The sequence below is a fragment of the Pseudomonas sp. MF6396 genome (assembly GCF_002018915.1).
Taxonomy (GTDB): domain Bacteria; phylum Pseudomonadota; class Gammaproteobacteria; order Pseudomonadales; family Pseudomonadaceae; genus Aquipseudomonas; species Aquipseudomonas palmensis.
In genome coordinates this window covers 120673-143792 of record NZ_MVOK01000006.1, presented here as the reverse complement: position 1 = coordinate 143792, position 23120 = coordinate 120673, and the positions used below count along the sequence as shown (strand labels likewise).

Below are 23120 nucleotides of genomic sequence, written 5' to 3'. Positions count from 1 at the left end.
CCAAAGAGGCTGCCCGCTCACGCGCGCAGCCTCTTTGTCAAAGCGGGGGCGGTTTACAACGCCGCCCTTTCGCTGGCGCAGTCGCTGCGCCACGCTACAGTTAGCAGGCTGAAAACAGCCCGCCCAGATTTTTTTTCAAAACGCCGCAGGAGAGATTCGCAATGGCTCAGCAGGGCAGTGGTTATCAAGCTCGCTATAAACGCATTCTACTCAAGCTTAGCGGCGAGGCCCTGATGGGCTCGGAAGAGTTCGGCATCGACCCCAAGGTGCTGGATCGCATGGCGCTGGAAGTCGGCCAGCTGGTCGGTATCGGTGTGCAGGTCGGCCTGGTGATCGGTGGCGGCAACCTGTTCCGTGGCGCGGCGCTCAGCGCAGCGGGCATGGACCGCGTTACCGGCGACCACATGGGCATGCTGGCCACGGTAATGAATGCGCTGGCCATGCGCGATGCGCTGGAGCGCGCCAACATCACCGCCATCGTCATGTCGGCGATCTCCATGGTAGGCGTGACCGATCACTATGATCGCCGCAAGGCCATGCGCCACCTGAACTCGAAAGAAGTGGTAATTTTCGCGGCCGGTACCGGCAACCCGTTCTTCACCACCGACTCCGCCGCCTGCCTGCGCGCCATCGAAATCGATGCCGACGTGGTATTGAAGGCAACCAAGGTCGATGGTGTATACACTGCAGACCCATTCAAAGACCCGCATGCCGAGAAGTTCGATCATCTTACCTACGATGAAGTGCTGGATCGCAAGCTGGGCGTGATGGACCTGACAGCTATCTGTCTGTGCCGAGACCACAAGATGCCGTTGCGCGTCTTCAACATGAACAAGCCTGGCGCCCTGCTGAACATCGTGCATGGTGGCGCTGAAGGGACCCTGATCGAGGAAGTTCAAAAATGATCAACGAAATCAAGAAAGACGCCCAAGCGCGTATGCAGAAATCCCTGGAGTCTCTGGCTTATGCGTTCGGCCAGATTCGTACCGGCAAGGCACACCCCAGCATCCTGGCAAGCGTGATGGTGCCTTACTACGGTACCGACACCCCGATCAGCGGCGTGGCCAACGTCACCGTGAAAGATTCGCGCACCCTGCAAGTCGTGGCGTTCGAGCGCAACATGCTCGCTGCCGTCGACAAGGCCATCCAGAGCGCCGGTTTGAATCTCAATCCGACCAACCTGGGTGAGCTGCTGCTGATCAGCATGCCAGCCCTGACCGAAGAAACCCGCAAGGGCTTCACCAAGCAGGCGCGCAGTGCAGCCGAAGACGCGCGCGTTGCTGTGCGCAACATTCGCCGCGATGCTCTGGGTGAGCTGAAGAAGCTGGTCAAGGACAAGGAAATCAGTGAAGACGAAGAGCGTCGCGCCATCGCTGATATCGACAAGCTGACCAAAGATACCGAGGCCCAGATCACCAAGGCCACCGAAGAGAAAGAAAAGGACCTGATGGCCGTTTAAGGGCCGGGACTTTTTTCAATGGAAAAGACCAAGCAGGGTGTGCCTCCATCGGTGCCGCGCCATGTCGCGATCATCATGGATGGAAATAATCGCTGGGCGAAGAAGCGCCTGTTGCCCGGCGTTGCCGGGCACAAGGCAGGCGTGGATGCGGTGCGCGCGGTCATCGAGGTGTGCGCCGAGGCCAAGGTCGAGGTCCTGACCCTGTTCGCGTTCTCCAGCGAGAACTGGCAGCGCCCGGCCGACGAGGTCGGTGCGCTGATGGAGCTGTTCTTCTCGGCGCTGCGTCGCGAGGCCAGGCGGCTCAACGAGAACAACATCAGCCTGCGCATCATCGGTGATCGCTCGCGCTTTCACCCTGAGTTGCAGGCTGCCATGCGCGAGGCCGAGGCGCTGACCGCAGGCAGCAATCGCTTCATCCTGCAGATCGCCGCCAACTACGGTGGTCAGTGGGATATCGCCCAGGCCGCCCAGCGCCTGGCGCGTGAAGTGCAGGCCGGGCATCTGCGCCCGGAAGACATCACCCCCGAGTTGCTGCAGCCGTGCCTGGCGACAGGCGATCTGCCGTTGCCCGACCTGTGCATCCGCACCGGTGGCGAGCACCGCATCAGCAACTTCCTGCTGTGGCAGCTGGCGTACGCCGAGCTGTATTTCTCCGACCTGTTCTGGCCGGACTTCAAACACGAGGCCATGCGCACTGCATTGGCCGATTTCGCTTCGCGCCAGCGCCGCTTCGGTAAAACCAGCGAGCAGGTCGAGGCTGGAGCCCGTGCTTAATGCTTAAACAACGCATCATCACTGCGCTGATTCTGTTGCCGATTGCCCTGTGCGGGTTTTTCCTGCTCGACGGGGCGAACTTTGCCTTGTTCATCGGCCTGGTGGTCACCCTCGGGGCCTGGGAATGGGCCCGCCTGGCCGGGCTGATCGCCCAGGGCCTGCGGGTTGCCTATGCCGTGGTGGTCGCCGGCCTGCTGATGCTGCTGCACCTGATGCCGGAGCTGGCACCCTGGGTGCTGGGCGTTTCGGTGCTGTGGTGGGCGCTGGCCACCTGGCTGGTGCTGACCTACCCGCGTACCAGCGAGCTGTGGGCCAGTGTGGCCTGCCGCCTGCTGATCGGCCTGCTGGTGCTGTTGCCGGCCTGGCAAGGCCTGGTGCTGATCAAGCACTGGCCCCTGGGCAACTGGCTGATCATGGCGGTGATGGTCCTGGTATGGGGCGCCGATATCGGCGCCTACTTCTCGGGCCGGGCCTTTGGCAAGCGCAAGCTGGCGCCGCAGGTCAGCCCCGGCAAGAGCTGGGAAGGTGTCTACGGTGGCCTGGCGCTGAGCCTGGTGATCACGGCGGTGGTGGGCGTGACCCGCGAGTGGAGCGCCGGCGAGCTGATCCTCGGTCTGTTCGGTGCCGCCGTCGTGGTACTGGTGTCGGTGGTCGGCGACCTGACCGAAAGCATGTTCAAGCGCCGTTCCGGAATCAAGGACAGCAGCAACCTGCTGCCGGGGCATGGTGGGGTACTGGATCGCATCGACAGCCTCACGGCTGCCATCCCGCTGTTTGCCGTGCTGCTGTGGGCCGCCAACTGGGGCGCGCTGTGAGCCGCCCGCAACGGATCACGGTGCTGGGCGCCACAGGCTCCATTGGCCTGAGCACACTGGACGTGATTGCCCGTCACCCCGAGCGCTACCAGGCCTATGCCCTGAGCGGCTATTCGCGCCTGGGCGAGCTGCTGGCCCTGTGCCTGCGCCATGCTCCGGTGTTTGCCGTGGTGCCGGGCGATGAGGCCGCGCAGCAGTTGCAGGCCGACCTGCGTGCTGCGGGGTCGAGTACCGAGGTGCTGGTGGGCGAGCAGGGCCTGTGCCAGGTGGCGGCCGACTTGCAGGTGGATGCGGTGATGGCGGCCATCGTCGGTGCGGCGGGGTTGCGTCCGACCCTGGCCGCAGTGGAGGCGGGCAAGAAGGTGCTGCTGGCCAACAAGGAGGCGCTGGTGATGTCCGGCGCCCTGTTCATGCAGGCCGTGCAGCGCAGTGGTGCGGTACTGCTGCCGATCGACAGCGAGCACAACGCGATCTTCCAGTGCCTGCCCGGTGACTATGCCCGCGGCCTGGCCCAGGTGGGTGTGCGGCGCATCCTGCTGACCGCCTCCGGTGGTCCGTTTCGTGAAACGCCGCAGGCCGAGCTGGAGCACGTCACCCCGGAGCAGGCCTGTGCGCACCCGAACTGGTCCATGGGGCGCAAGATCTCCGTCGACTCGGCCAGCATGATGAACAAGGGCCTGGAGCTGATCGAGGCGTGCTGGCTGTTCGATGCCAGGCCTGCCCAGGTCGAGGTGGTGGTCCACCCGCAAAGCGTGATTCACTCGCTGGTCGACTACGTCGATGGTTCGGTGCTGGCGCAGTTGGGCAACCCCGACATGCGCACGCCGATCGCCAACGCCCTGGCCTGGCCGCAGCGCATCGACTCGGGTGTGGCGCCGCTGGACCTGTTCGCCGTTGCCCGCCTGGATTTCCAGGCGCCGGACGAGCAGCGCTTTCCGTGTCTGCGCCTGGCGCGTGAAGCGGCGGACGCCGGCAACAGTGCCCCTGCGATGCTCAATGCGGCCAATGAAGTGGCCGTCGAGGCATTTCTTCAGCGGCGCATCCGCTTCCCGCAGATCCCGAGTATCATCGAGCACGTGCTCAACCAGGAAGCGGTCGTTGCCGTGCCGACGCTGGAGGCGGTGTTTGCAGCCGACCAGCGTGCACGCAGCCTGGCCGGGCACTGGTTGGATCGTCACGGGGTCTGAGGTGCGACGTCGCCACGGGTTGCGCCCGCTCCCGCTGAACGCTATTCGGAGAAAGACATGAGTGCGCTCTACATGATTATCGGCACCCTGGTCGCATTGGGCGTGCTGGTCACCTTTCACGAGTTCGGTCACTTCTGGGTGGCGCGGCGCTGCGGCGTCAAGGTTTTGCGGTTTTCCGTAGGGTTCGGCATGCCGCTGGTACGCTGGCATGACCGCCATGGCACCGAGTTCGTGGTGGCCGCCATTCCCCTGGGCGGCTACGTGAAGATGCTCGACGAGCGCGAAGGCGAAGTGCCTGCCGACCAGCTGGAGCAGTCGTTCAACCGCAAGAGCGTGCGCCAGCGCATCGCTATCGTCGCCGCCGGCCCCATCGCCAACTTTCTGCTGGCCATCGTGTTCTTCTGGGCACTGGCCATGCTTGGCAGCCAGCAGGCGCGGCCGGTCATCGGCGCGGTCGAGGCTGGCAGCCTGGCGGCCGCCGCAGGCCTTAGCGCCGGCCAGGAGACCGTCGCGGTCGACGGCAAGCCGACCAACGGCTGGGCAGCGGTCAACCTGCAGCTGGTGCGCCGGCTGGGTGAAAGCGGCGCGCTGCAGGTCAGCGTGCGTGAAGAGGGTGCCAGCACCGACAGCAGCCATGTGCTCAAGCTCGATGCCTGGCTCAAGGGTGCCGACGAGCCCGACCCGATCCGCTCCCTGGGCATCCGCCCATGGCGCCCGGCGCTGGTGCCGGTGCTGGCCGAACTTGATCCCAAGGGGCCGGCCCAGGCCGCCGGTCTGAAAACCGGCGACCGCCTGCTGGCACTCGACGGCAAGGCGCTTGACGATTGGCAGCAGGTGGTGGACACCGTGCGCGGCCGTGCCGGCAGCCGCATCGTGCTGAGCGTGGCGCGTGACGGGGCGACGCTGGAGTTGCCGGTAACCCTCGCCAGCCGTGGCGAAGGCCAGAATGCCAGTGGTTACCTGGGGGCGGGCGTGGCGCCGGTGGAGTGGCCTGCGGCCATGTTGCGCGAGGTCAGTTATGGCCCGCTGCAGGGCCTGGGCGAGGGTGTTTCGCGCACCTGGAACATGAGCGTGCTGACCCTCGATTCGCTGAAGAAAATGCTGTTCGGCGAGCTCTCGGTAAAAAACTTGAGCGGACCGATAACCATTGCTAAAGTGGCGGGCGCTTCGGCCCAGTCCGGCGTTGGGGATTTCCTGAATTTCCTCGCCTACCTGAGCATTAGCCTGGGGGTTCTTAATTTGCTGCCCATTCCTGTACTGGATGGGGGGCATTTGCTGTTTTACCTGATCGAATGGGCGCGTGGTCGTCCGCTTTCGGATCGGGTGCAAGGTTGGGGGGTCCAGATCGGTATCAGTTTGGTAGTCGGGGTGATGTTGCTTGCCCTGATCAACGATTTGGGTCGACTGTAACGCTTCGCTCAATTGCGAACCTGCCGCGTCCCGCGGTGGGTCGTTTATTGCCAGTTGGAATAAGAAAGGACTTCATGAAACGTCTGCTGCTAACTGCGGTTCTCGCCGTACTGATGATCGCTGAAGTTCACGCCGAGTCCTTCACCATCTCCGATATTCGTGTCAATGGTCTGCAGCGGGTTTCCGCGGGCAGCGTGTTCGGCGCCTTGCCATTGAACGTTGGGGACGAGGCCGATGATCGGCGCCTGGTGGATTCCACCCGTGCGCTGTTCAAGACCGGCTTCTTCCAGGACATCCAACTGGGTCGCGACGGCAACGTCCTGATCATAACCGTGGTCGAGCGTCCTTCCGTCTCGAGCATCGAGATCGAAGGCAACAAGGCCATCAGCACCGAAGACCTGATGAAGGGTCTGAAGCAGTCGGGCCTGGCCGAAGGTGAAATCTTCCAGCGTGCCACCCTCGAAGGTGTGCGCAACGAGCTGCAGCGCCAGTACGTGGCCCAAGGGCGCTACTCGGCCGAGGTCGACGCCGAGGTGGTGCCGCAACCGCGCAACCGCGTAGGTCTGAAAATCAAGATCAACGAAGGCACCGTCGCTGCCATCCAGCACATCAACGTGGTGGGCAACACCAAGTTCAGCGACGACGAGTTGGCCAGCCTGTTCGAACTCAAGACCACCAACTGGCTGTCGTTCTTCAAGAACGACGACAAGTATGCCCGCGAAAAACTGTCCGGTGACCTCGAGCGCCTGCGCTCCTACTACCTGGACCGCGGCTACATCAACATGGACATCGCCTCCACCCAGGTGTCGATCACCCCGGACAAGAAGCACGTCTACATCACCGTGAACGTCAACGAGGGCGAGAAGTACACCGTTCGTGACGTCAAGCTGTCCGGCGACCTGAAGGTGCCGGAAGACCAGGTCAAGGCACTGATGCTGGTGCAGCCTGGCCAGGTGTTCTCGCGCAAGGTGATGACCACCACCTCCGAGCTGATCACCCGCCGCCTGGGCAACGAAGGCTATACCTTCGCCAACGTCAACGGCGTGCCGCAGCCTCACGATGACGACCACACCGTCGACATCACCTTCGTCGTCGACCCGGGCAAGCGTGCCTACGTCAACCGCATCAACTTCCGTGGCAACACCAAGTCCGAGGACGAAGTGCTGCGCCGCGAGATGCGCCAGATGGAAGGTGGCTGGGCATCGACCTACCTGATCGACCAGTCCAAGACCCGCCTCGAGCGCCTGGGCTTCTTCAAGGAAGCCAACGTCGAGACCCCGGCCGTGCCGGGCACCGACGACCAGGTCGACGTGAACTACAGCGTCGAAGAGCAGGCATCGGGTTCGATCACCGCCAGCGTCGGTTTCGCGCAGAGCGCCGGCCTGATCCTGGGTGGTTCGATCAGCCAGAACAACTTCCTGGGTACCGGTAACAAGGTCTCCATCGGCCTGACCCGTTCCGAATACCAGAGCCGCTACAACTTCGGCTTCGTGGACCCCTACTGGACTGCCGATGGCGTGAGCCTTGGCTACAACGCCTTCTACCGCACCACCGACTACGACGACCTCGACGTCGACGTGGCCAGCTATGCGGTGGACAGCCTGGGTGCGGGCGTCAGCGTCGGCTACCCGATCAGCGAGACTTCGCGCCTGACCTTCGGCCTCACCGCCCAGCAGGACAAGATCAAGACCGGTCGCTACACCGTTGACGAGATCTTCGACTTCGTCAAAAAGGAAGGCGACAACTACCTGAACTTCAAGGCATCGGCCGGCTGGTCGGAGTCCACCCTGAACAAGGGCGTGCTGGCTACCCGTGGTCACTCCCAGAGCCTGGTGCTCGAGGCGACCACCCCGGGCAGCGACCTGTCGTTCTTCAAGCTTGACTACCGTGGCCAGCTGTTCAAGCCGATCAACAACGACTACACCCTGCGTCTGCACACCGAGCTGGGCTACGGCGACGGCTTCGGCGGCACCTCGGGCCTGCCGTTCTACGAGAACTACTACGCCGGTGGCTTCAACTCCGTGCGTGGCTTCAAGGACAGCAGCCTGGGCCCGCGCAGTACCCCGAGTAAAGGCAACAACCCTGGCACTGCGCGCGACCCGGACCAGGATCCACTGCCGTTCGGCGGCAACGTGCTGGTGCAGGGCGGCGTGGAACTGCTGTTCCCACTGCCGTTCGTCAAGGACCAGCGTTCGCTGCGCACCTCGGTTTTCTGGGACGTGGGTAACGTGTTCGACACCAACTGCGGCTCCAAGCCGGATTGCGAGAAGGTCGGCCTCAGCGGCCTGGCCAGTTCGGTCGGCCTGGGCGTGACCTGGATTACTGCACTGGGCCCGTTGAGCTTCAGCCTGGCGATGCCGGTCAAGAAGCCGGACGATGCCGATACCCAGGTGTTCCAATTCTCTCTGGGCCAGACCTTCTAAGGGTCTGCCCCGCGTAAACGACAACGGATTCTGTAGGAGTGCATCGTGCGTAAGTTGACTCAACTGGCTGTACTGGCTGCGACCCTGATCGCGACCCCGGCATTTGCCGAGATGAAAATTGCCGTCCTGAACTATCAGATGGCGCTGCTGGAATCGGACGCGGCCAAGAAGTACGCGGTCGATGCGGAGAAGAAATTCGGCCCGCAACTGACCAAGCTGAAAAACCTGGAAAGCAGCGCTAAGGGCATCCAGGACCGTCTGGTCAAGGGTGGCGACAAGATGGCCCAGGGCGAGCGCGAGCGTCTGGAGCTTGAATTCAAGCAAAAGGCCCGTGACTTCCAGTTCCAGTCCAAGGAGCTGAACGAAGCCAAGGCCGTTGCCGACCGCGAGATGCTCAAGCAGCTCAAGCCCAAGCTCGACGGCGCAGTGGAGGAAGTGATCAAGAAGGGTGCTTTCGACCTGGTACTCGAGCGTGGCGCGGTCATTGATGTCAAGCCTCAGTACGACATCACCCGCCAGGTCATCGAGCGCATGAACCAGTCCCGTTGAACATGACTGCGACCATGAAACTCGGCCAGCTGGCCGAGTTCCTCGGGGCCACCCTCAGTGGCCCGGCGGAGCTCGACATCACTGGCCTTGCGACCCTGCACGAGGCTGGCCCGGGACAACTGAGTTTCCTGGCCAACCCGCAGTACCGCAAATTCCTGCCTGAGAGCAAGGCCGCTGCGGTCCTGCTCAAGGCTGCCGATGCCGAGGGCTTTGCCGGTCACGCGCTGATCGTTGCAGATCCCTACCTGGCCTACGCACGTGTTTCCCACCTGTTCGATCCAAAGCCCAGGGCTGTGGCGGGAGTTCATCCCAGCGCCGTGGTGGCTGCAGACGCACAGGTCGATGCCAGCGCCAGCATCGGTGCCTGTGCAGTGATCGAGAGCGGGGTGCAGATCGGCCCTGGCGTGACCATCGGTGCCCACTGCTTCATCGGTGCGCGCAGCGTGATCGGCGAAGGCGGCTGGCTGGCCCCGCGCGTCACGCTGTACCACGATGTGCATATCGGCAAGCGTGTGGTGATCCAGTCCGGCGCCGTGCTGGGGGGTGAAGGTTTCGGTTTCGCCAATGAAAAGGGCGTATGGCAGAAGATTGCCCAGATCGGCGGCGTGAGCATCGGCGACGATGTCGAGATCGGCGTGAACACCGCCATCGACCGCGGTGCGTTGGCCGATACCCGTATCGGCAATGGCGTGAAACTCGACAACCAGATCCAGATCGCCCATAACGTACAGGTCGGCGACCACACGGCAATGGCCGCGTGTGTCGGTATTTCCGGCAGCACCAAGATCGGCAAGCATTGCACCATCGCCGGCGGTGTCGGCATGGTCGGGCATATTGATGTGTGTGATGGGGTGTTCGTCTCCGGGATGACCATGGTCACCCGTTCCATCACCGAGCCAGGTGCCTATTCGTCCGGTACGGCCATGCAGCCGCTGGGTGAGTGGCGCAAGAGTGCCGCGCGCATTCGCCAGCTGGATGAGATGGCCAAACGTCTTCAACAAGTGGAAAAGCGACTTGAGGCCGTGACCTCGGGCGACAAAGCTTCATCAGAAGGCTGATACCATTTCCTGATCAAGAGCGCCCAGCCGCTAGACTGCGCTCCTTGATTTGCTAAAGGAGCGCCGCTCGAACGTGCGCGCTCCCTATCTTTACTACAGGCTTCCCCCCGAAATGATGGACATCAACGAGATTCGCGAATATTTGCCTCACCGTTACCCGTTCCTGCTGGTGGACCGGGTGGTGGACTTGGACGTAGAGGCCCAGCGCATTCGTGCCTACAAGAATGTCAGCATCAACGAGCCTTTCTTCAACGGTCACTTCCCGGCGCACCCGATCATGCCCGGCGTGCTGATCATCGAAGCGATGGCCCAGGCAGCCGGCATCCTCGGGTTCAAGATGCTGGACGTCAAACCCGCGGACGGTACCCTGTACTACTTCGTCGGTTCCGACAAGTTGCGCTTTCGCCAGCCGGTGCTGCCGGGTGATCAACTGATCCTCGAAGCCAAGTTCATCAGCTGCAAGCGCCAGATCTGGAAGTTCGAGTGCCAGGCGTCGGTGGACGGCAAGCCGGTATGCTCGGCCGAGATCATCTGCGCGGAACGCAAACTATGAGTTTGATTGACCCTCGGGCAATCATCGATCCATCGGCAAAGATTGCCGACGGCGTCGAGGTCGGCCCATGGTCGATCGTCGGTGCCGGGGTCGAGATCGGGGAAGGGACCGTGATTGGTCCGCATGTGATTCTCAAAGGGCCGACCCGCATCGGCAAGCACAACCGCATCTACCAGTTCGCCTCTGTCGGCGAAGACACCCCTGACCTCAAGTACAAGGGTGAACCGACGCGCCTGGTGATCGGCGACCACAATGTGATCCGCGAAGGCGTGACCATTCACCGTGGCACCGTGCAGGACCGTAGCGAAACCACCCTGGGTGATCACAACCTGGTCATGGCCTATGCCCATATCGGGCACGACAGCGTGATCGGCAACCACTGCATCCTGGTCAACAACACCGCGCTGGCCGGGCATGTGCATGTGGGCGACTGGGCGATACTGTCCGGGTTTACCCTGGTGCACCAGTTCTGCCATATCGGCGCCCACAGCTTTTCCGGTATGGGTACCGCCATCGGCAAGGATGTGCCGGCCTTCGTCACCGTGTTCGGCAACCCGGCCGAGGCGCGCAGCATGAACTTCGAAGGCATGCACCGTCGCGGTTTCAGCGATGAGGCTATCCATGCCCTGCGCCGCGCCTACAAGGTGGTGTATCGCCAGAACCTGACGGTCGACCAGGCCATCGCCGAACTGGCCGAGCCCGCCCAGCAGTTCCCCGAGGTCGACCTGTTCGTCAAGTCGATCCAGAACTCCGCCCGCGGCATCACCCGCTGACATGGCGCCACTCTGTGTAGCGCTGGTGGCAGGCGAAGCCAGCGGCGATATTCTTGGCGCCGGCCTGATGCGTGCACTCAAGGCCCGCCATCCGCAGGTACGCTTTATCGGCGTCGGCGGCCCATTGATGGAAGCCGAGGGGCTGAGTTCCTACTTTCCCATGGAGCGCCTGGCCGTCATGGGCCTGGTCGAAGTGCTGGGTCGCCTGCGCGAGCTGCTCAAGCGCCGCAAGCTGCTGATCCAGACGCTGATCGAGCAGAAGCCGGACGTGTTCATCGGTATCGATGCGCCCGACTTCACCCTCAACATCGAACTGAAACTGCGCCAGGCCGGCATCAAGACCGTGCACTACGTCAGCCCTTCGGTATGGGCCTGGCGGCAGAAGCGTGTGCTGAAGATCCGCGAAGGCTGCGACCTGATGCTCACGCTGTTTCCGTTCGAGGCGCGGTTCTATGAAGAGCAGGGCGTGCCGGTGCGTTTCGTCGGCCACCCGCTGGCCGATACCATCCCGCTGCAGGCCGACCGCACTGCAGCGCGTGAAGCGCTGGGCCTGCCCGACGGACCCTTGGTGGCCCTGATGCCAGGCAGCCGTGGCGGCGAAGTAGGGCGCCTGGGTGCACTATTTCTGGATACCGCACAGCGGCTTCGCGAGCTGGTGCCGGGGGTGCGCTTCGTCTCGCCCTGCGCCAACCCGGTGCGCCGTGCCCAGCTCGAACAGATGCTCGAAGGCCGCGACCTGCCACTGACCCTGCTCGACGGCCAGTCGCACCAGGCCCTGGCGGCCTGCGATGCGGTATTGATCGCCTCGGGCACCGCTACCCTGGAGGCGCTGTTGTTCAAGCGACCCATGGTGGTGGCGTACCGCGTGGCCCCTGTGACCTACTGGATTCTCAAGCGCCTGGTCAAAAGCCCTTATGTATCGCTGCCCAACCTGCTGGCCCAGCGCCTGCTGGTGCCCGAACTGCTGCAGGAGGCCGCCACCAGCGAGGCCCTGGCGCAGACCCTGGCACCACTGGTGAGCGGTGGCGAGCAGCAGACCGAGAGCTTCGATCAGATTCACCGTACCCTGCGCCGCGATGCCTCCAACCAGGCAGCCGACGCGGTACTGGCCTTGCTGGAGCATCGATAAATGCAAATCGGACTGGATTTCAACCTGGTCGAAGACCTGGTCGCCGGGGTTGACGAAGTCGGCCGCGGCCCGCTGTGTGGCGCGGTGGTGACCGCTGCCGTGATCCTCGACCCGAGCCGGCCGATCCTGGGCCTGAACGATTCGAAAAAACTCACCGAGGCGCGCCGCGAAAAGCTCTTCGACGAGATCTGCGAGAAGGCCCTGAGCTTTCACATCGCCCGCGCCGAGGTCGACGAGATCGACCAGCTGAACATTCTGCATGCCACCATGCTGGCCATGCAGCGCGCGGTCGAAGGCCTGCACATCACGCCCAAGCTGGCACTGATCGACGGCAACCGTTGCCCCAAGCTCAACGTGCCATCGGCGCCGGTGGTCAAGGGTGACAGCCAGGTGCCGGCCATCGCTGCGGCCTCTATCCTGGCCAAGGTGACCCGTGACCGGGAAATGGCGGCCTTCGAGCTGATCTACCCTGGCTACGGCATCGGCGGGCACAAGGGCTACCCGACCCCGCTGCACCTTGAAGCCCTGGCCCGGCTTGGCCCCACGCCGATTCACCGGCGCTCGTTCGCCCCGGTACGGGCTGCATTCGAGGCCCGTGGCCTGCAGGCCAACGGCCTGTTGCCGGTGTAGAGGCAACCCCCGTTCAGCCTGACCACTCCCGCGCAGGCTGTAGTTTTGATCGAGGCCCGGTACAATCCGGGCCTTGTTGTTTTGTGCTGCTATAGGATCATCATGTCGGCTTCTTTCGTTCATCTTCGCCTGCACACCGAATTCTCGCTGGTCGATGGCCTGGTGCGGATCAAGCCGCTGGTCAAGGCCCTGGCCGGGATGAACATGCCGGCGGTGGCCGTCACCGACCAGAGCAACATGTGCTCGCTGGTCAAGTTCTACAAGACCGCCATGGGCAGCGGGATCAAGCCGATCTGCGGGGCCGACCTGTGGCTGTCCAACGCCGACCCCGACCTGCCGCTGTCGCGCATCTGCCTGTTGGCGATGAACGCCAAGGGCTACCGCAACCTCACCGAGCTGATCTCCCGTGGCTGGATGGACGGCCAGCGCAATGGCGTGGTGGTCATCGAGCGCGAGTGGATCGCCCCGGCCAGCGAGGGCCTGATCGCCTTGTCGGCGGCCAGGGAAGGCGATATCGGCATGGCACTGCTGGGCAACAACCCGCAGGAAGCCGAGGCCCTGCTGCGCGACTGGATGGCGATGTTCCCCGATCGCTTCTATGTCGAGGTGCAGCGCACCAACCGCAGCGGCGACGAAGAGTACCTGCACGCCGCCGTGGCCCTGGCCGACCGCCTGGGCGCGCCGCTGGTGGCCACCAACGACGTGCGCTTCATCAAGCAGACCGACTACGACGCCCACGAAACCCGGGTGTGCATCGGCGAAGGCCGTGCCCTGGACGATCCGCGGCGTTCGCGCAACTACAGCGACCAGCAGTACCTGAAAAGCCCGGAAGAAATGGCCGAGCTGTTCAGCGACCTGCCCGACGCCCTGGCCAACACGGTCGAGATCGCCAAGCGCTGCAACATCGAGGTGCAGCTGGGCAAGCACTTCCTGCCCGACTTCCCCACGCCCAACGGCATGGGCATCGACGAATACCTGCGCCATGTGTCCCATGAAGGCCTGGAAGAGCGCCTGGCGGTGCTCTGGCCCAAGCACACCACGCCCAACTATGAAGAGAAGCGCCAGGTCTACCTCGACCGGCTGAAGTTCGAGCTGGACATCATCATCCAGATGGGCTTCCCCGGTTACTTCCTGATCGTTATGGACTTCATCAAGTGGGCCAAGAACAACGGCGTGCCGGTAGGTCCGGGCCGGGGGTCGGGTGCCGGCTCGCTGGTGGCCTACGTGCTGAAGATCACCGACCTCGACCCGCTGGCCTACGACCTGCTGTTCGAACGTTTCCTCAACCCTGAACGGGTCTCGATGCCCGACTTCGACGTCGACTTCTGCATGGACGGTCGCGACCGCGTGATCGAGTACGTGGCCGATGCCTACGGGCGCAATGCGGTGAGCCAGATCATCACCTTCGGCACCATGGCGGCCAAGGCGGTGGTGCGTGACGTGGCGCGGGTGCAGGGCAAGTCCTACGGCCTGGCCGACCGCCTGTCGAAGATGATTCCGTTCGAAGTCGGCATGACCCTGGAGAAGGCCTACGAGCAGGAGGAAATGCTGCGCGACTTCCTCAAGACCGATGAGGATGCCAAGGAAATCTGGGACATGGCCCTCAAGCTCGAGGGCGTTACCCGGGGCACCGGCAAGCACGCCGGTGGCGTGGTCATCGCGCCGACCAAACTCACCGACTTCTCGCCGATTGCCTGTGACGAAGAGGGCGGCGGCCTGGTAACCCAGTTCGACAAGGATGACGTGGAGGCGGCCGGCCTGGTGAAGTTCGACTTCCTCGGCCTGCGTACCCTGACCATCATCAAGTGGGCGATGGAGACGATCAACCGCGAGCAGGCCAAGGCCGGCCTGCCGGACCTGAACATCGACTTCATCCCGCTGGACGACAAGAAGACCTACGACCTGCTGCAGAAGGCCGAGACCACTGCGGTATTCCAGCTCGAGTCGCGCGGCATGAAGGAGCTGATCAAGAAGCTCAAGCCCGACTGCCTGGAAGACCTTATCGCACTGGTGGCACTGTTCCGCCCGGGCCCACTGCAATCGGGCATGGTGGACGACTTCATCAACCGCAAGCACGGCCGCGCCGAGCTGGCCTACCCGCACTCCGACTACCAGTACGAAGGCCTCAAGCCGGTACTGGCGCCGACCTACGGCATCATCCTGTACCAGGAACAGGTGATGCAGATCGCCCAGGTGATGGCCGGCTACACCCTTGGCGGTGCGGACATGCTGCGCCGGGCGATGGGCAAGAAGAAGCCCGAGGAAATGGCCAAGCAGCGTGGCGGTTTCATCGAAGGCTGCGCCACCAACAACATCGACCCGGACCTGGCGGGCAACATCTTCGACCTGGTGGAAAAGTTCGCCGGTTACGGTTTCAACAAGTCCCACTCCGCCGCCTACGGCCTGGTGTCGTACCAGACCGCCTGGCTCAAGACCCATCACCCGGCCGCGTTCATGGCTGCGGTACTGTCGGCGGATATGCACAACACCGACAAGGTGGTGACCCTGATCGAGGAAGTGCGCAGCATGAAGCTGCGCCTCGATGCACCGGATGTGAACACCTCCGACTTCAAGTTCACGGTCAACGACGACGGCCGCATCGTGTATGGCCTGGGCGCGATCAAGGGCGTGGGCGAGGGCCCTGTCGACGCGATCGTCGAGGCGCGCAGCAGCGGGCCGTTCAAGGACCTGTTCGACTTCTGCGAGCGGGTCGACCTCAAGCGCATCAACAAGCGCACCCTCGATGCATTGATCCGCAGCGGTGCACTGGATCGCCTGGGGCCGTTCTTCCACGACGAGATCAAGGCCTACCAGGCCAACATCGACCGTAACCGCGCGGTGCTGCTCGGGGCGATGGAAGAGGCGATCAAGTCGGCCGAACAGACCGCACGCACCCACGACAGCGGGCACTCGGACCTGTTCGGCGGATTGTTCGTGGAGGCCGACGCCGACGTCTATGCCAACCACCGCAACGCCCGCGAGCTGACCCTCAAGGAACGCCTGCGCGGCGAGAAGGACACCCTGGGCCTGTACCTGACCGGCCACCCGATCGACGAGTACGAAGGCGAGATCCGCCGTTTCGCCCGTCAGCGCATCATCGACCTCAAGCCGGCCCGCGATACCCAGACCGTGGCCGGCATGATCATTGCGCTGCGCGTGATGAAGAACAAGAAGGGCGACAAGATGGGCTTCGTGACCCTCGACGACCGCTCCGGGCGCATCGAGGCGTCGCTGTTTGCCGATGCGTTCATGGCCGCGCAGCCGTTGCTGCAGACCGACGCGATGGTGGTGGTCGAAGGGGAGGTCAGCAATGACGACTTCTCCGGTGGCCTGCGCCTGCGGGTCAAGCGCGTGATGAGCATGGAAGATGCACGTACCAACCTGGCCGAAAGCCTGCGCCTGAAGATCCATGCCGACGCCCTCAAGGGCGACCGCCTGGCGTGGCTGGGCGAGCTGTTCAAGCGCCATCGCGGCGCGTGCCCGATCAGCATGGAATACACCGGCAACGATGCGCGCGCCCTGCTGCAGTTTGGCGAAGGTTGGCGCATCGACCCCGCGGACGGACTGATTCAGGCCCTGCGTGACCAGTTCGGGCGTGAGAACGTCTTCCTGCAATATCGATGAATTGATGAATTTTTAATCTCGACCTGAATGCGCCTGATCCCTTAAGGTAGGGCGCCAAACGGATCAACCGGCCGGCCGCCTGGCCGTCGACCCAAGACGGATGCCTATGAACCCGAATTTTCTGGATTTCGAACAGCCGATTGCTGACCTGCAAGCCAAGATCGAAGAGCTGCGCCTGGTCGGCAATGACAACTCGCTGAACATCGGCGATGAAATCGCCCGTCTGCAAGACAAGAGCAGCACGCTGACCGAGAGCATTTTCGGCAACCTGACCAGCTGGCAGATCGCGCGCCTGGCGCGTCACCCGCGTCGTCCGTACACCCTGGACTACATCGACCACATCTTCACCGAGTTCGACGAGCTGCATGGCGACCGCCACTTCTCCGACGACGCCGCGATCGTTGGTGGCATAGCCCGCCTGGACGACCAGCCGGTGATGGTGATCGGTCATCAGAAAGGCCGTGAAGTGCGCGAGAAGGTACGCCGCAACTTCGGCATGCCACGCCCTGAAGGCTACCGCAAGGCGTGCCGCCTGATGGAAATGGCCGAACGCTTCAAGATGCCGATCCTGACCTTCATCGACACCCCGGGCGCCTACCCCGGCATCGACGCCGAAGAGCGCAACCAGAGCGAAGCGATTGCCTGGAACCTGCGCGTGATGGCTCGCCTGAAAACGCCGATCATCGCCACCGTGATCGGCGAAGGCGGTTCGGGCGGTGCACTGGCCATCGGCGTTTGCGACCAACTGAACATGCTGCAGTACTCCACCTACGCGGTGATTTCGCCGGAAGGCTGCGCCTCGATCCTGTGGAAGACTGCCGAGAAGGCTGCTGACGCAGCCGAAGCGATGGGCATCACGGCCGAGCGCCTCAAGGGCCTGGGTATCGTTGACAAGGTGATCGGCGAACCACTGGGCGGCGCACACCGTGACCCGGCGGCAGCCTCGGCCAACATCCGCGCTTCGCTGATCGAGCAGTTGGACATGCTCAAGGCGTTCGACAACGACGCGCTGCTCAAGCGCCGTTATGATCGCCTGATGAGCTACGGGCTCTGATCTGAACTCATCGGTGGCCCTTTCGCTTCTGTAGGAGCCGGCTTTGCCGGCGAAGGGCCACCGATGATCGACCTGCGCAACACCCTGTCCCCCTGGCACCAAGCTACCGGCTGGTGCATCGCCCTCTCTGGCGGCCTCGACTCCACCGTCCTGCTGCACCTGCTGGCCCAACAGCCGGCTGCGCCCCTTCGTGCCCTCCATGTCCACCACGGTCTGCAAGCCGCTGCCGATGCGTGGCCGGCCCACTGCCAGCGCCTGTGCGACAGCCTGGGCGTACCGCTGGACATCATCCATGTGCACGTCGCCCCAGGCGCCAGCCTGGAGCAGGGCGCCCGGGACGCGCGCTATGCAGCCTTCGCCCAGGCCCTGCGCCCGGGCGAACTGCTGCTGACCGGCCAGCACCGCGACGACCAGGCCGAGACGCTGCTGTTTCGGCTGTTGCGCGGGGCCGGCCTGCGTGGCCTGTCGGGGATGCCGGCGCAGCGGGCGCTGGGGCAGGGCAGCCTGCTGCGACCCTTGCTGGATACCCCGCGTGATGAACTGCTGGCCTACGCCACCGCGCATGGCCTGCACTGGATAGAAGACCCCAGCAACGATGACACCCAGTTCTCGCGCAACTACCTGCGCCACCAGGTGCTGCCGGCGCTGACCCGACGCTGGCCCCAGGCGGCGCGTAGCCTGGCGCGCAGCGCCGCGCACCTGGCCGAGGCGCAGGGCCTGCTCGATGAAGTGGCGCAGCAGGACCTCGCACAAGCCTCGACCCCCGATGCCTTCGCCTGGTTGGGCTGCCCGTCGCTGGATCTGGAGGTGCTGCGCCAACTGTCCCCGGCACGCCAGCGCAACGCCCTGCAGTTCTGGCTGGCGGCGCGCACGCGCCTGCCGGACACCCGCCACTGGTCGGGTTGGGAAGACGTGCGCGATGCCGGCGGCGAAGGGCGTCCTGTATGGCGCCTGGCCGATGGCGAGCTGCACCGCAGTGGCCTGCGTATCTACTGGCTGGATGCGCACTGGCTCACGCCGCCGGCGCAGCCGGGGCCTTGGCTCGACCCGCGCCAGCCGCTTGCACTGCCCGGTAATGGCCAGTTGACACTCAGCGGCAGGTTGCCGCAGGGCCCGCTGCAGGTGCGCTATCGGCAGGGCGGCGAGAGGATGGCGGTCGAGGGCAGAGGCCATCGCGACCTCAAGCGGTTGCTCAACGAGCGCCAGCTACCCTTGTTCGCCCGCCAGCGCGTGCCGCTGCTGTACCGCGACGGGCAGTTGCTGGCGGTGGCCAACCTGCCGGGGCTGGGGCTTGCCGACGGGCAACTGCACTGGTGCGTACCGACAAGCGCGCAAGGTTTGAGATGAAAGGGACATTCCGGTAGACTACGCTCCCTTCTTGATACAACTTCTGTGACTTCATCTGAATCACGGCAGTTGCCGATTACCAAGCAGTTTTTTGCTGGGCGATTCTAAAAATGTTTAGCGAGCTCCTTACCGGGTTTTCAACCCCCGGTCTGACCAGGCGCGGCAGTTTTTTAAGATGCACTGTGATTGACGCAGGTGATCGGGGGCTTCGGCCTTCCTTCGCTTTCCCCGGCGGCACTGACCGCTTTAACGCAGACTTCTAGGGTTTTTCATGACGCGCTACATATTCGTCACGGGCGGTGTTGTTTCTTCATTGGGGAAAGGCATTGCCTCGGCTTCATTGGCGGCCATCCTGGAGGCGCGGGGGCTCAAGGTCACCATGCTCAAGCTGGACCCGTACATCAACGTCGACCCGGGCACCATGAGCCCGTTCCAGCACGGTGAAGTGTTCGTCACCCACGACGGCGCCGAGACCGACCTGGACCTGGGCCACTACGAGCGGTTCATCCGCACGACCATGACCCAGAACAACAACTTCACCACCGGCCGCGTGTACGAGCACGTGCTGCGCAAGGAGCGCCGTGGTGACTACCTGGGTGCCACCATCCAGGTGATCCCGCACATCACCGACGAAATCAAGCGCCGCATCATCAAGGGCGCCGGCGATGCCGACGTGGCCATGGTCGAGATCGGCGGTACCGTGGGTGACATCGAGTCGCAACCGTTCCTCGAGGCCATCCGCCAGCTGCGCTTCGAAGTGGGCGCCAAGCGCGCGATGCTGATGCACCTGACCCTGGTGCCGTACATCGCCACCGCCGGCGAGACCAAGACCAAGCCTACCCAGCACTCGGTCAAGGAGCTGCGCTCCATCGGCCTGCAGCCGGACGTGCTGGTGTGCCGTTCCGATCACCCGATCGACAGCTCGTCGCGCCGCAAGATCGCGCAGTTCACCAACGTTGAAGAACGTGCGGTGATCGCGCTGGAAGACGCCGACACCATCTACAAGATCCCGGGCATCCTGCACTCCCAGGGCCTGGACGACTTCGTCGTCGAGCGTTTCGGCCTGCAGTGCGGCAGCGCCGACCTGTCCGAGTGGGACGCCGTGGTCGATGCCAAGCTCAACCCCGAGCACGAAGTCACCATCGCCATGGTCGGCAAGTACATGGAGCTGCTCGATGCCTACAAGTCGCTGATCGAAGCGATGAGCCATGCCGGCATCAGCAACCGCACCAAGGTCAACCTGCGCTACATCGACTCCGAAGACATCGAGAACCAGGGCACCGGCCTGCTCGAAGGCGTGGATGCCATCCTGGTACCGGGCGGTTTCGGCCTGCGCGGCGTGGAAGGCAAGATCACTGCCGTTCAATACGCTCGCGAGAACAAGGTGCCTTACCTGGGTATCTGCCTGGGCATGCAGGTGGCGGTCATCGAATTCGCCCGCAACGTGATGGGCTGGAAGGACGCCAACTCCACCGAGTTCGATCGCGCCAGCGGTCACCCGGTGGTGGGCCTGATCACCGAGTGGGAAGATGCCACCGGCGCGGTCGAGACCCGTACCGAAGCCTCGGACCTTGGCGGTACCATGCGTCTGGGCGCCCAGGAGTGCCAGCTGCAAAGCGGCTCCAAGGTGCACGACTGCTACGCCAAGGACGTGATCGTCGAGCGTCACCGTCACCGCTACGAGGTCAACAACAACCTGCTGCCGCAACTGATCGAGGCGGGCCTGGTGGTCTCGGGTCGTTCCGGCGACGGCGCACTGGTCGAAGTGGTCGAGTCCAAGGACCATCCGTGGTTCGTGGCCTGCCAGTTCCATCCGGAGTTCACCTCTACCCCGCGTGACGGCCACCCGCTGTTCAGCGGCTTCGTCAAAGCTGCATTGGCTCAAAAGAACAAGGCCTGATCCATGACCCAGAAGATCATTCGCGTCGGTAACATCGAGATCGCCAACGACAAGCCGTTCGTCCTGTTCGGCGGCATGAACGTGCTGGAATCCCGTGACCTGGCCCTGAAGGTCTGCGAAGAGTACGTGCGGGTTACCGAGAAGCTCGGTATCCCCTACGTGTTCAAGGCCAGCTTCGACAAGGCCAACCGTTCGTCGATCAACTCCTACCGCGGCCCTGGCCTGGAAGAGGGGATGAAGATCTTCGAAGAGATCAAGCGCACCTTCAACGTGCCGGTGATCACCGACGTGCACGAGCCGCACCAGGCGCAGGCCGTGGCCGACGTGTGCGACATCATCCAGCTGCCGGCCTTCCTGTCGCGCCAGACTGACCTTGTTGTCGCGATGGCCAAAACCGGCGCGGTGATCAACATCAAGAAGGCGCAGTTCCTCGCACCCCAGGAGATGAAGCACATCCTGAGCAAGTGCGAAGAGGCCGGCAACGACCAACTGATCCTCTGCGAGCGTGGTTCGAGCTTCGGCTACAACAACCTGGTGGTGGACATGCTCGGCTTCGGCATCATGAAGCAGTTCGAGTACCCGGTGTTCTTCGACGTGACCCATGCCCTGCAGATGCCGGGTGGTCGCGCCGATTCCGCAGGTGGCCGCCGTGCCCAGGTCACCGACCTGGCCAAGGCCGGCCTCAGTCAGGGGCTGGCGGGCCTGTTCCTCGAGGCCCACCCGGACCCTGACAATGCCAAGTGCGACGGCCCGTGCGCCCTGCGCCTGGACAAACTGGAGCCATTCCTGGCCCAGCTCAAGCAACTGGACGAACTGGTCAAGAGTTTTCCGACGGTAGAAACCGCGTAAACCTCGATTCTCCGGTAAAGTACCGCCCGTTCATCCCCTGACCCCCGGGTCAGGGGCTTGTCCTCGTCAGGCCTGCCCGTGCGCCGACCGCCTGTGACGGACCCGGTTTTTTTCTCAGCTGCGTTGTTTTCGTCAATTCTGGAGTGCTTACAACAATGGCAAAAATCGTCGACATCAAAGGTCGTGAAGTTCTCGATTCGCGCGGTAACCCTACCGTCGAAGCGGACGTACTGCTCGACAACGGCATCATCGGCAGCGCCTGTGCGCCGTCGGGTGCTTCCACTGGCTCGCGCGAAGCGCTGGAGCTGCGTGATGGCGACAAGAGCCGTTACATGGGCAAGGGCGTACTGAAGGCCGTCGCCAACATCAACGGCCCGATCCGCGACCTGCTGCTGGGCAAGGACCCGGTCGAGCAGAAAGCGCTCGACCTGGCGATGATCAAGCTCGACGGTACTGAAAACAAAGGCAACCTGGGCGCCAACGCCATCCTCGCCGTGTCCCTGGCTGCCGCCAAGGCCGCTGCACAGGACCAGGACCTGCCGCTGTACGCGCACATCGCAAACCTCAATGGCACCCCTGGCCAGTACTCGATGCCGGTCCCGATGATGAACATCATCAACGGCGGCGAGCACGCCGACAACAACGTCGACATCCAGGAGTTCATGGTGCAGCCGGTCGGCGCCAAGACCTTTTCCGACGCGCTGCGCATGGGCACCGAGATCTTCCACCACCTCAAGGCAGTACTGAAGGCCCGTGGCCTGAACACCGCCGTGGGTGACGAGGGTGGTTTCGCACCTAACCTGGCTTCCAACGAAGACGCGCTGTCGGCCATCGCCGAAGCCATCGCCAACGCCGGCTACACCCTGGGCACCGACGTGACCCTGGCGCTGGACTGTGCGGCCAGCGAGTTCTACGAGGACGGCAAGTACAACCTGTCCGGTGAAGGCAAGTCGTTCGACGCAGCCGGTTTTGCCGACTACCTCAAGGGCCTGACCGAGCGTTTCCCGATCATCTCGATCGAAGACGGCCTGGACGAGTCCGACTGGGCTGGCTGGAAGATCCTGACCGACAAGATCGGCGACAAGGTGCAACTGGTCGGTGACGACCTGTTCGTGACCAACACCAAGATCCTGAAGGAAGGCATCGACAAGAAGATCGCCAACTCGATCCTGATCAAGTTCAACCAGATCGGCACCCTGACCGAAACCCTGGAAGCCATCCAGATGGCCAAGGCCGCCGGTTACACCGCGGTGATCTCGCACCGTTCGGGCGAAACCGAAGATTCGACCATTGCCGACCTGGCCGTGGGTACCGCTGCCGGCCAGATCAAGACCGGTTCGCTGTGCCGCTCCGACCGCGTCTCCAAGTACAACCAATTGCTGCGTATCGAAGAGCAACTGGGCAGCAAGGCTGTGTACCGTGGTCGCGGCGAGTTTCGCGGCTAAGCCAGAGATGGTAAAAAGGCCGCAGTGTGAGGCTGAAAGACGCAGCTAATCTTTCAGCAACCCTGTGCAGCAAGTGCTTTCCCCACAAAGCCTGGCTTCGGTCAGGCTTCGTGCCATCAGCCCCTTGTGCACGGGCGGCCT

The 23120-nt window shown here is 63.4% G+C and carries 19 protein-coding genes; all 19 read left to right on the top strand.

Features of this window, described 5'->3' with window-relative positions; translation table 11 throughout:
• Nucleotides 1-161: 161 nt before the first annotated feature.
• Nucleotides 162-905, top strand: coding sequence for a UMP kinase (pyrH, locus tag MF6396_RS08315; protein WP_038614006.1), 744 nt, complete (start codon nucleotides 162-164; stop codon nucleotides 903-905).
• Nucleotides 902-1459 carry a ribosome recycling factor gene (frr, locus tag MF6396_RS08310; RefSeq protein ID WP_043863254.1) on the top strand — a complete coding sequence of 186 codons (558 nt, stop codon included), beginning with the start codon at nucleotides 902-904 and terminating at the stop codon, nucleotides 1457-1459. Before pyrH ends, frr begins: the two co-directional genes overlap by 4 nt.
• Before the next feature lie 18 nt (nucleotides 1460-1477).
• Nucleotides 1478-2233 (top strand): polyprenyl diphosphate synthase, encoded by a 756-nt coding sequence (gene uppS, locus MF6396_RS08305; RefSeq protein ID WP_043863255.1) that lies wholly within the window; start codon nucleotides 1478-1480, stop codon nucleotides 2231-2233.
• Nucleotides 2233-3048: a phosphatidate cytidylyltransferase gene (locus MF6396_RS08300; RefSeq protein ID WP_054915002.1), complete on the top strand. Its 816-nt coding sequence runs from the start codon at nucleotides 2233-2235 to the stop codon at nucleotides 3046-3048. The genes uppS and MF6396_RS08300 overlap by 1 nt, the downstream gene beginning before the upstream one ends.
• On the top strand, nucleotides 3045-4235 hold the full coding sequence (gene ispC, locus MF6396_RS08295) for a 1-deoxy-D-xylulose-5-phosphate reductoisomerase (protein WP_078480072.1): 1191 nt from the start codon (nucleotides 3045-3047) through the stop codon (nucleotides 4233-4235). Before MF6396_RS08300 ends, ispC begins: the two co-directional genes overlap by 4 nt.
• A gap of 57 nt (nucleotides 4236-4292) precedes the next feature.
• Nucleotides 4293-5645 (top strand): RIP metalloprotease RseP, encoded by a 1353-nt coding sequence (rseP, locus tag MF6396_RS08290; RefSeq protein WP_078480071.1) that lies wholly within the window; start codon nucleotides 4293-4295, stop codon nucleotides 5643-5645.
• A gap of 74 nt (nucleotides 5646-5719) precedes the next feature.
• Nucleotides 5720-8068, top strand: a complete 2349-nt coding sequence (gene bamA / locus MF6396_RS08285) for an outer membrane protein assembly factor BamA (RefSeq protein ID WP_043863259.1) — start codon at nucleotides 5720-5722, stop codon at nucleotides 8066-8068.
• A 45-nt stretch (nucleotides 8069-8113) separates the two neighbouring features.
• Nucleotides 8114-8617 carry an OmpH family outer membrane protein gene (locus MF6396_RS08280; RefSeq protein ID WP_043863260.1) on the top strand — a complete coding sequence of 168 codons (504 nt, stop codon included), beginning with the start codon at nucleotides 8114-8116 and terminating at the stop codon, nucleotides 8615-8617.
• 2 nt (nucleotides 8618-8619) lie between these two features.
• On the top strand, nucleotides 8620-9675 hold the full coding sequence (gene lpxD, locus MF6396_RS08275) for a UDP-3-O-(3-hydroxymyristoyl)glucosamine N-acyltransferase (RefSeq protein WP_043863261.1): 1056 nt from the start codon (nucleotides 8620-8622) through the stop codon (nucleotides 9673-9675).
• A gap of 112 nt (nucleotides 9676-9787) precedes the next feature.
• Nucleotides 9788-10228: a 3-hydroxyacyl-ACP dehydratase FabZ gene (fabZ, locus tag MF6396_RS08270; protein ID WP_038613986.1), complete on the top strand. Its 441-nt coding sequence runs from the start codon at nucleotides 9788-9790 to the stop codon at nucleotides 10226-10228.
• Nucleotides 10225-11001: an acyl-ACP--UDP-N-acetylglucosamine O-acyltransferase gene (gene lpxA, locus MF6396_RS08265; RefSeq protein ID WP_078480070.1), complete on the top strand. Its 777-nt coding sequence runs from the start codon at nucleotides 10225-10227 to the stop codon at nucleotides 10999-11001. The genes fabZ and lpxA overlap by 4 nt, the downstream gene beginning before the upstream one ends.
• Nucleotide 11002: 1 nt before the next feature.
• The gene (gene lpxB, locus MF6396_RS08260; RefSeq protein WP_078480069.1) at nucleotides 11003-12130 is read left to right on the top strand and encodes a lipid-A-disaccharide synthase; all 1128 of its coding nucleotides are present in this window, start codon (nucleotides 11003-11005) and stop codon (nucleotides 12128-12130) included.
• Nucleotides 12131-12760, top strand: coding sequence for a ribonuclease HII (gene rnhB / locus MF6396_RS08255; RefSeq protein WP_054914999.1), 630 nt, complete (start codon nucleotides 12131-12133; stop codon nucleotides 12758-12760).
• A 102-nt stretch (nucleotides 12761-12862) separates the two neighbouring features.
• Nucleotides 12863-16384, top strand: a complete 3522-nt coding sequence (dnaE, locus tag MF6396_RS08250; protein ID WP_078480068.1) for a DNA polymerase III subunit alpha — start codon at nucleotides 12863-12865, stop codon at nucleotides 16382-16384.
• Nucleotides 16385-16490: 106 nt separating this feature from the next.
• The gene (locus tag MF6396_RS08245) at nucleotides 16491-17438 is read left to right on the top strand and encodes an acetyl-CoA carboxylase carboxyltransferase subunit alpha (protein WP_043863266.1); all 948 of its coding nucleotides are present in this window, start codon (nucleotides 16491-16493) and stop codon (nucleotides 17436-17438) included.
• Nucleotides 17439-17501: 63 nt separating this feature from the next.
• Nucleotides 17502-18785 carry a tRNA lysidine(34) synthetase TilS gene (tilS, locus tag MF6396_RS08240; protein WP_078480067.1) on the top strand — a complete coding sequence of 428 codons (1284 nt, stop codon included), beginning with the start codon at nucleotides 17502-17504 and terminating at the stop codon, nucleotides 18783-18785.
• Nucleotides 18786-19056: 271 nt separating this feature from the next.
• The gene (locus MF6396_RS08235) at nucleotides 19057-20685 is read left to right on the top strand and encodes a CTP synthase (protein ID WP_043863268.1); all 1629 of its coding nucleotides are present in this window, start codon (nucleotides 19057-19059) and stop codon (nucleotides 20683-20685) included.
• 3 nt (nucleotides 20686-20688) lie between these two features.
• Nucleotides 20689-21534 carry a 3-deoxy-8-phosphooctulonate synthase gene (gene kdsA / locus MF6396_RS08230; RefSeq protein ID WP_043863269.1) on the top strand — a complete coding sequence of 282 codons (846 nt, stop codon included), beginning with the start codon at nucleotides 20689-20691 and terminating at the stop codon, nucleotides 21532-21534.
• A 155-nt stretch (nucleotides 21535-21689) separates the two neighbouring features.
• A complete protein-coding gene (gene eno / locus MF6396_RS08225) occupies nucleotides 21690-22979 on the top strand; it encodes a phosphopyruvate hydratase (protein WP_043863270.1) in 1290 nt (429 codons plus the stop codon).
• The last annotated feature ends 141 nt before the right edge of the window (nucleotides 22980-23120 follow it).

Coding starts and splice junctions, on each gene's coding strand:
- bamA (WP_043863259.1), top strand. CDS start 5,720: ATGAAACGTCTGCTGCTAACTGCGGTTCTCGCCGTACTGATGATCGCT.
- lpxA (WP_078480070.1), top strand. CDS start 10,225: ATGAGTTTGATTGACCCTCGGGCAATCATCGATCCATCGGCAAAGATT.
- frr (WP_043863254.1), top strand. CDS start 902: ATGATCAACGAAATCAAGAAAGACGCCCAAGCGCGTATGCAGAAATCC.
- MF6396_RS08245 (WP_043863266.1), top strand. CDS start 16,491: ATGAACCCGAATTTTCTGGATTTCGAACAGCCGATTGCTGACCTGCAA.
- MF6396_RS08235 (WP_043863268.1), top strand. CDS start 19,057: ATGACGCGCTACATATTCGTCACGGGCGGTGTTGTTTCTTCATTGGGG.
- kdsA (WP_043863269.1), top strand. CDS start 20,689: ATGACCCAGAAGATCATTCGCGTCGGTAACATCGAGATCGCCAACGAC.
- lpxB (WP_078480069.1), top strand. CDS start 11,003: ATGGCGCCACTCTGTGTAGCGCTGGTGGCAGGCGAAGCCAGCGGCGAT.
- rseP (WP_078480071.1), top strand. CDS start 4,293: ATGAGTGCGCTCTACATGATTATCGGCACCCTGGTCGCATTGGGCGTG.
- tilS (WP_078480067.1), top strand. CDS start 17,502: ATGATCGACCTGCGCAACACCCTGTCCCCCTGGCACCAAGCTACCGGC.
- rnhB (WP_054914999.1), top strand. CDS start 12,131: ATGCAAATCGGACTGGATTTCAACCTGGTCGAAGACCTGGTCGCCGGG.
- uppS (WP_043863255.1), top strand. CDS start 1,478: ATGGAAAAGACCAAGCAGGGTGTGCCTCCATCGGTGCCGCGCCATGTC.
- dnaE (WP_078480068.1), top strand. CDS start 12,863: ATGTCGGCTTCTTTCGTTCATCTTCGCCTGCACACCGAATTCTCGCTG.
- pyrH (WP_038614006.1), top strand. CDS start 162: ATGGCTCAGCAGGGCAGTGGTTATCAAGCTCGCTATAAACGCATTCTA.
- lpxD (WP_043863261.1), top strand. CDS start 8,620: ATGACTGCGACCATGAAACTCGGCCAGCTGGCCGAGTTCCTCGGGGCC.
- eno (WP_043863270.1), top strand. CDS start 21,690: ATGGCAAAAATCGTCGACATCAAAGGTCGTGAAGTTCTCGATTCGCGC.
- fabZ (WP_038613986.1), top strand. CDS start 9,788: ATGATGGACATCAACGAGATTCGCGAATATTTGCCTCACCGTTACCCG.
- MF6396_RS08300 (WP_054915002.1), top strand. CDS start 2,233: ATGCTTAAACAACGCATCATCACTGCGCTGATTCTGTTGCCGATTGCC.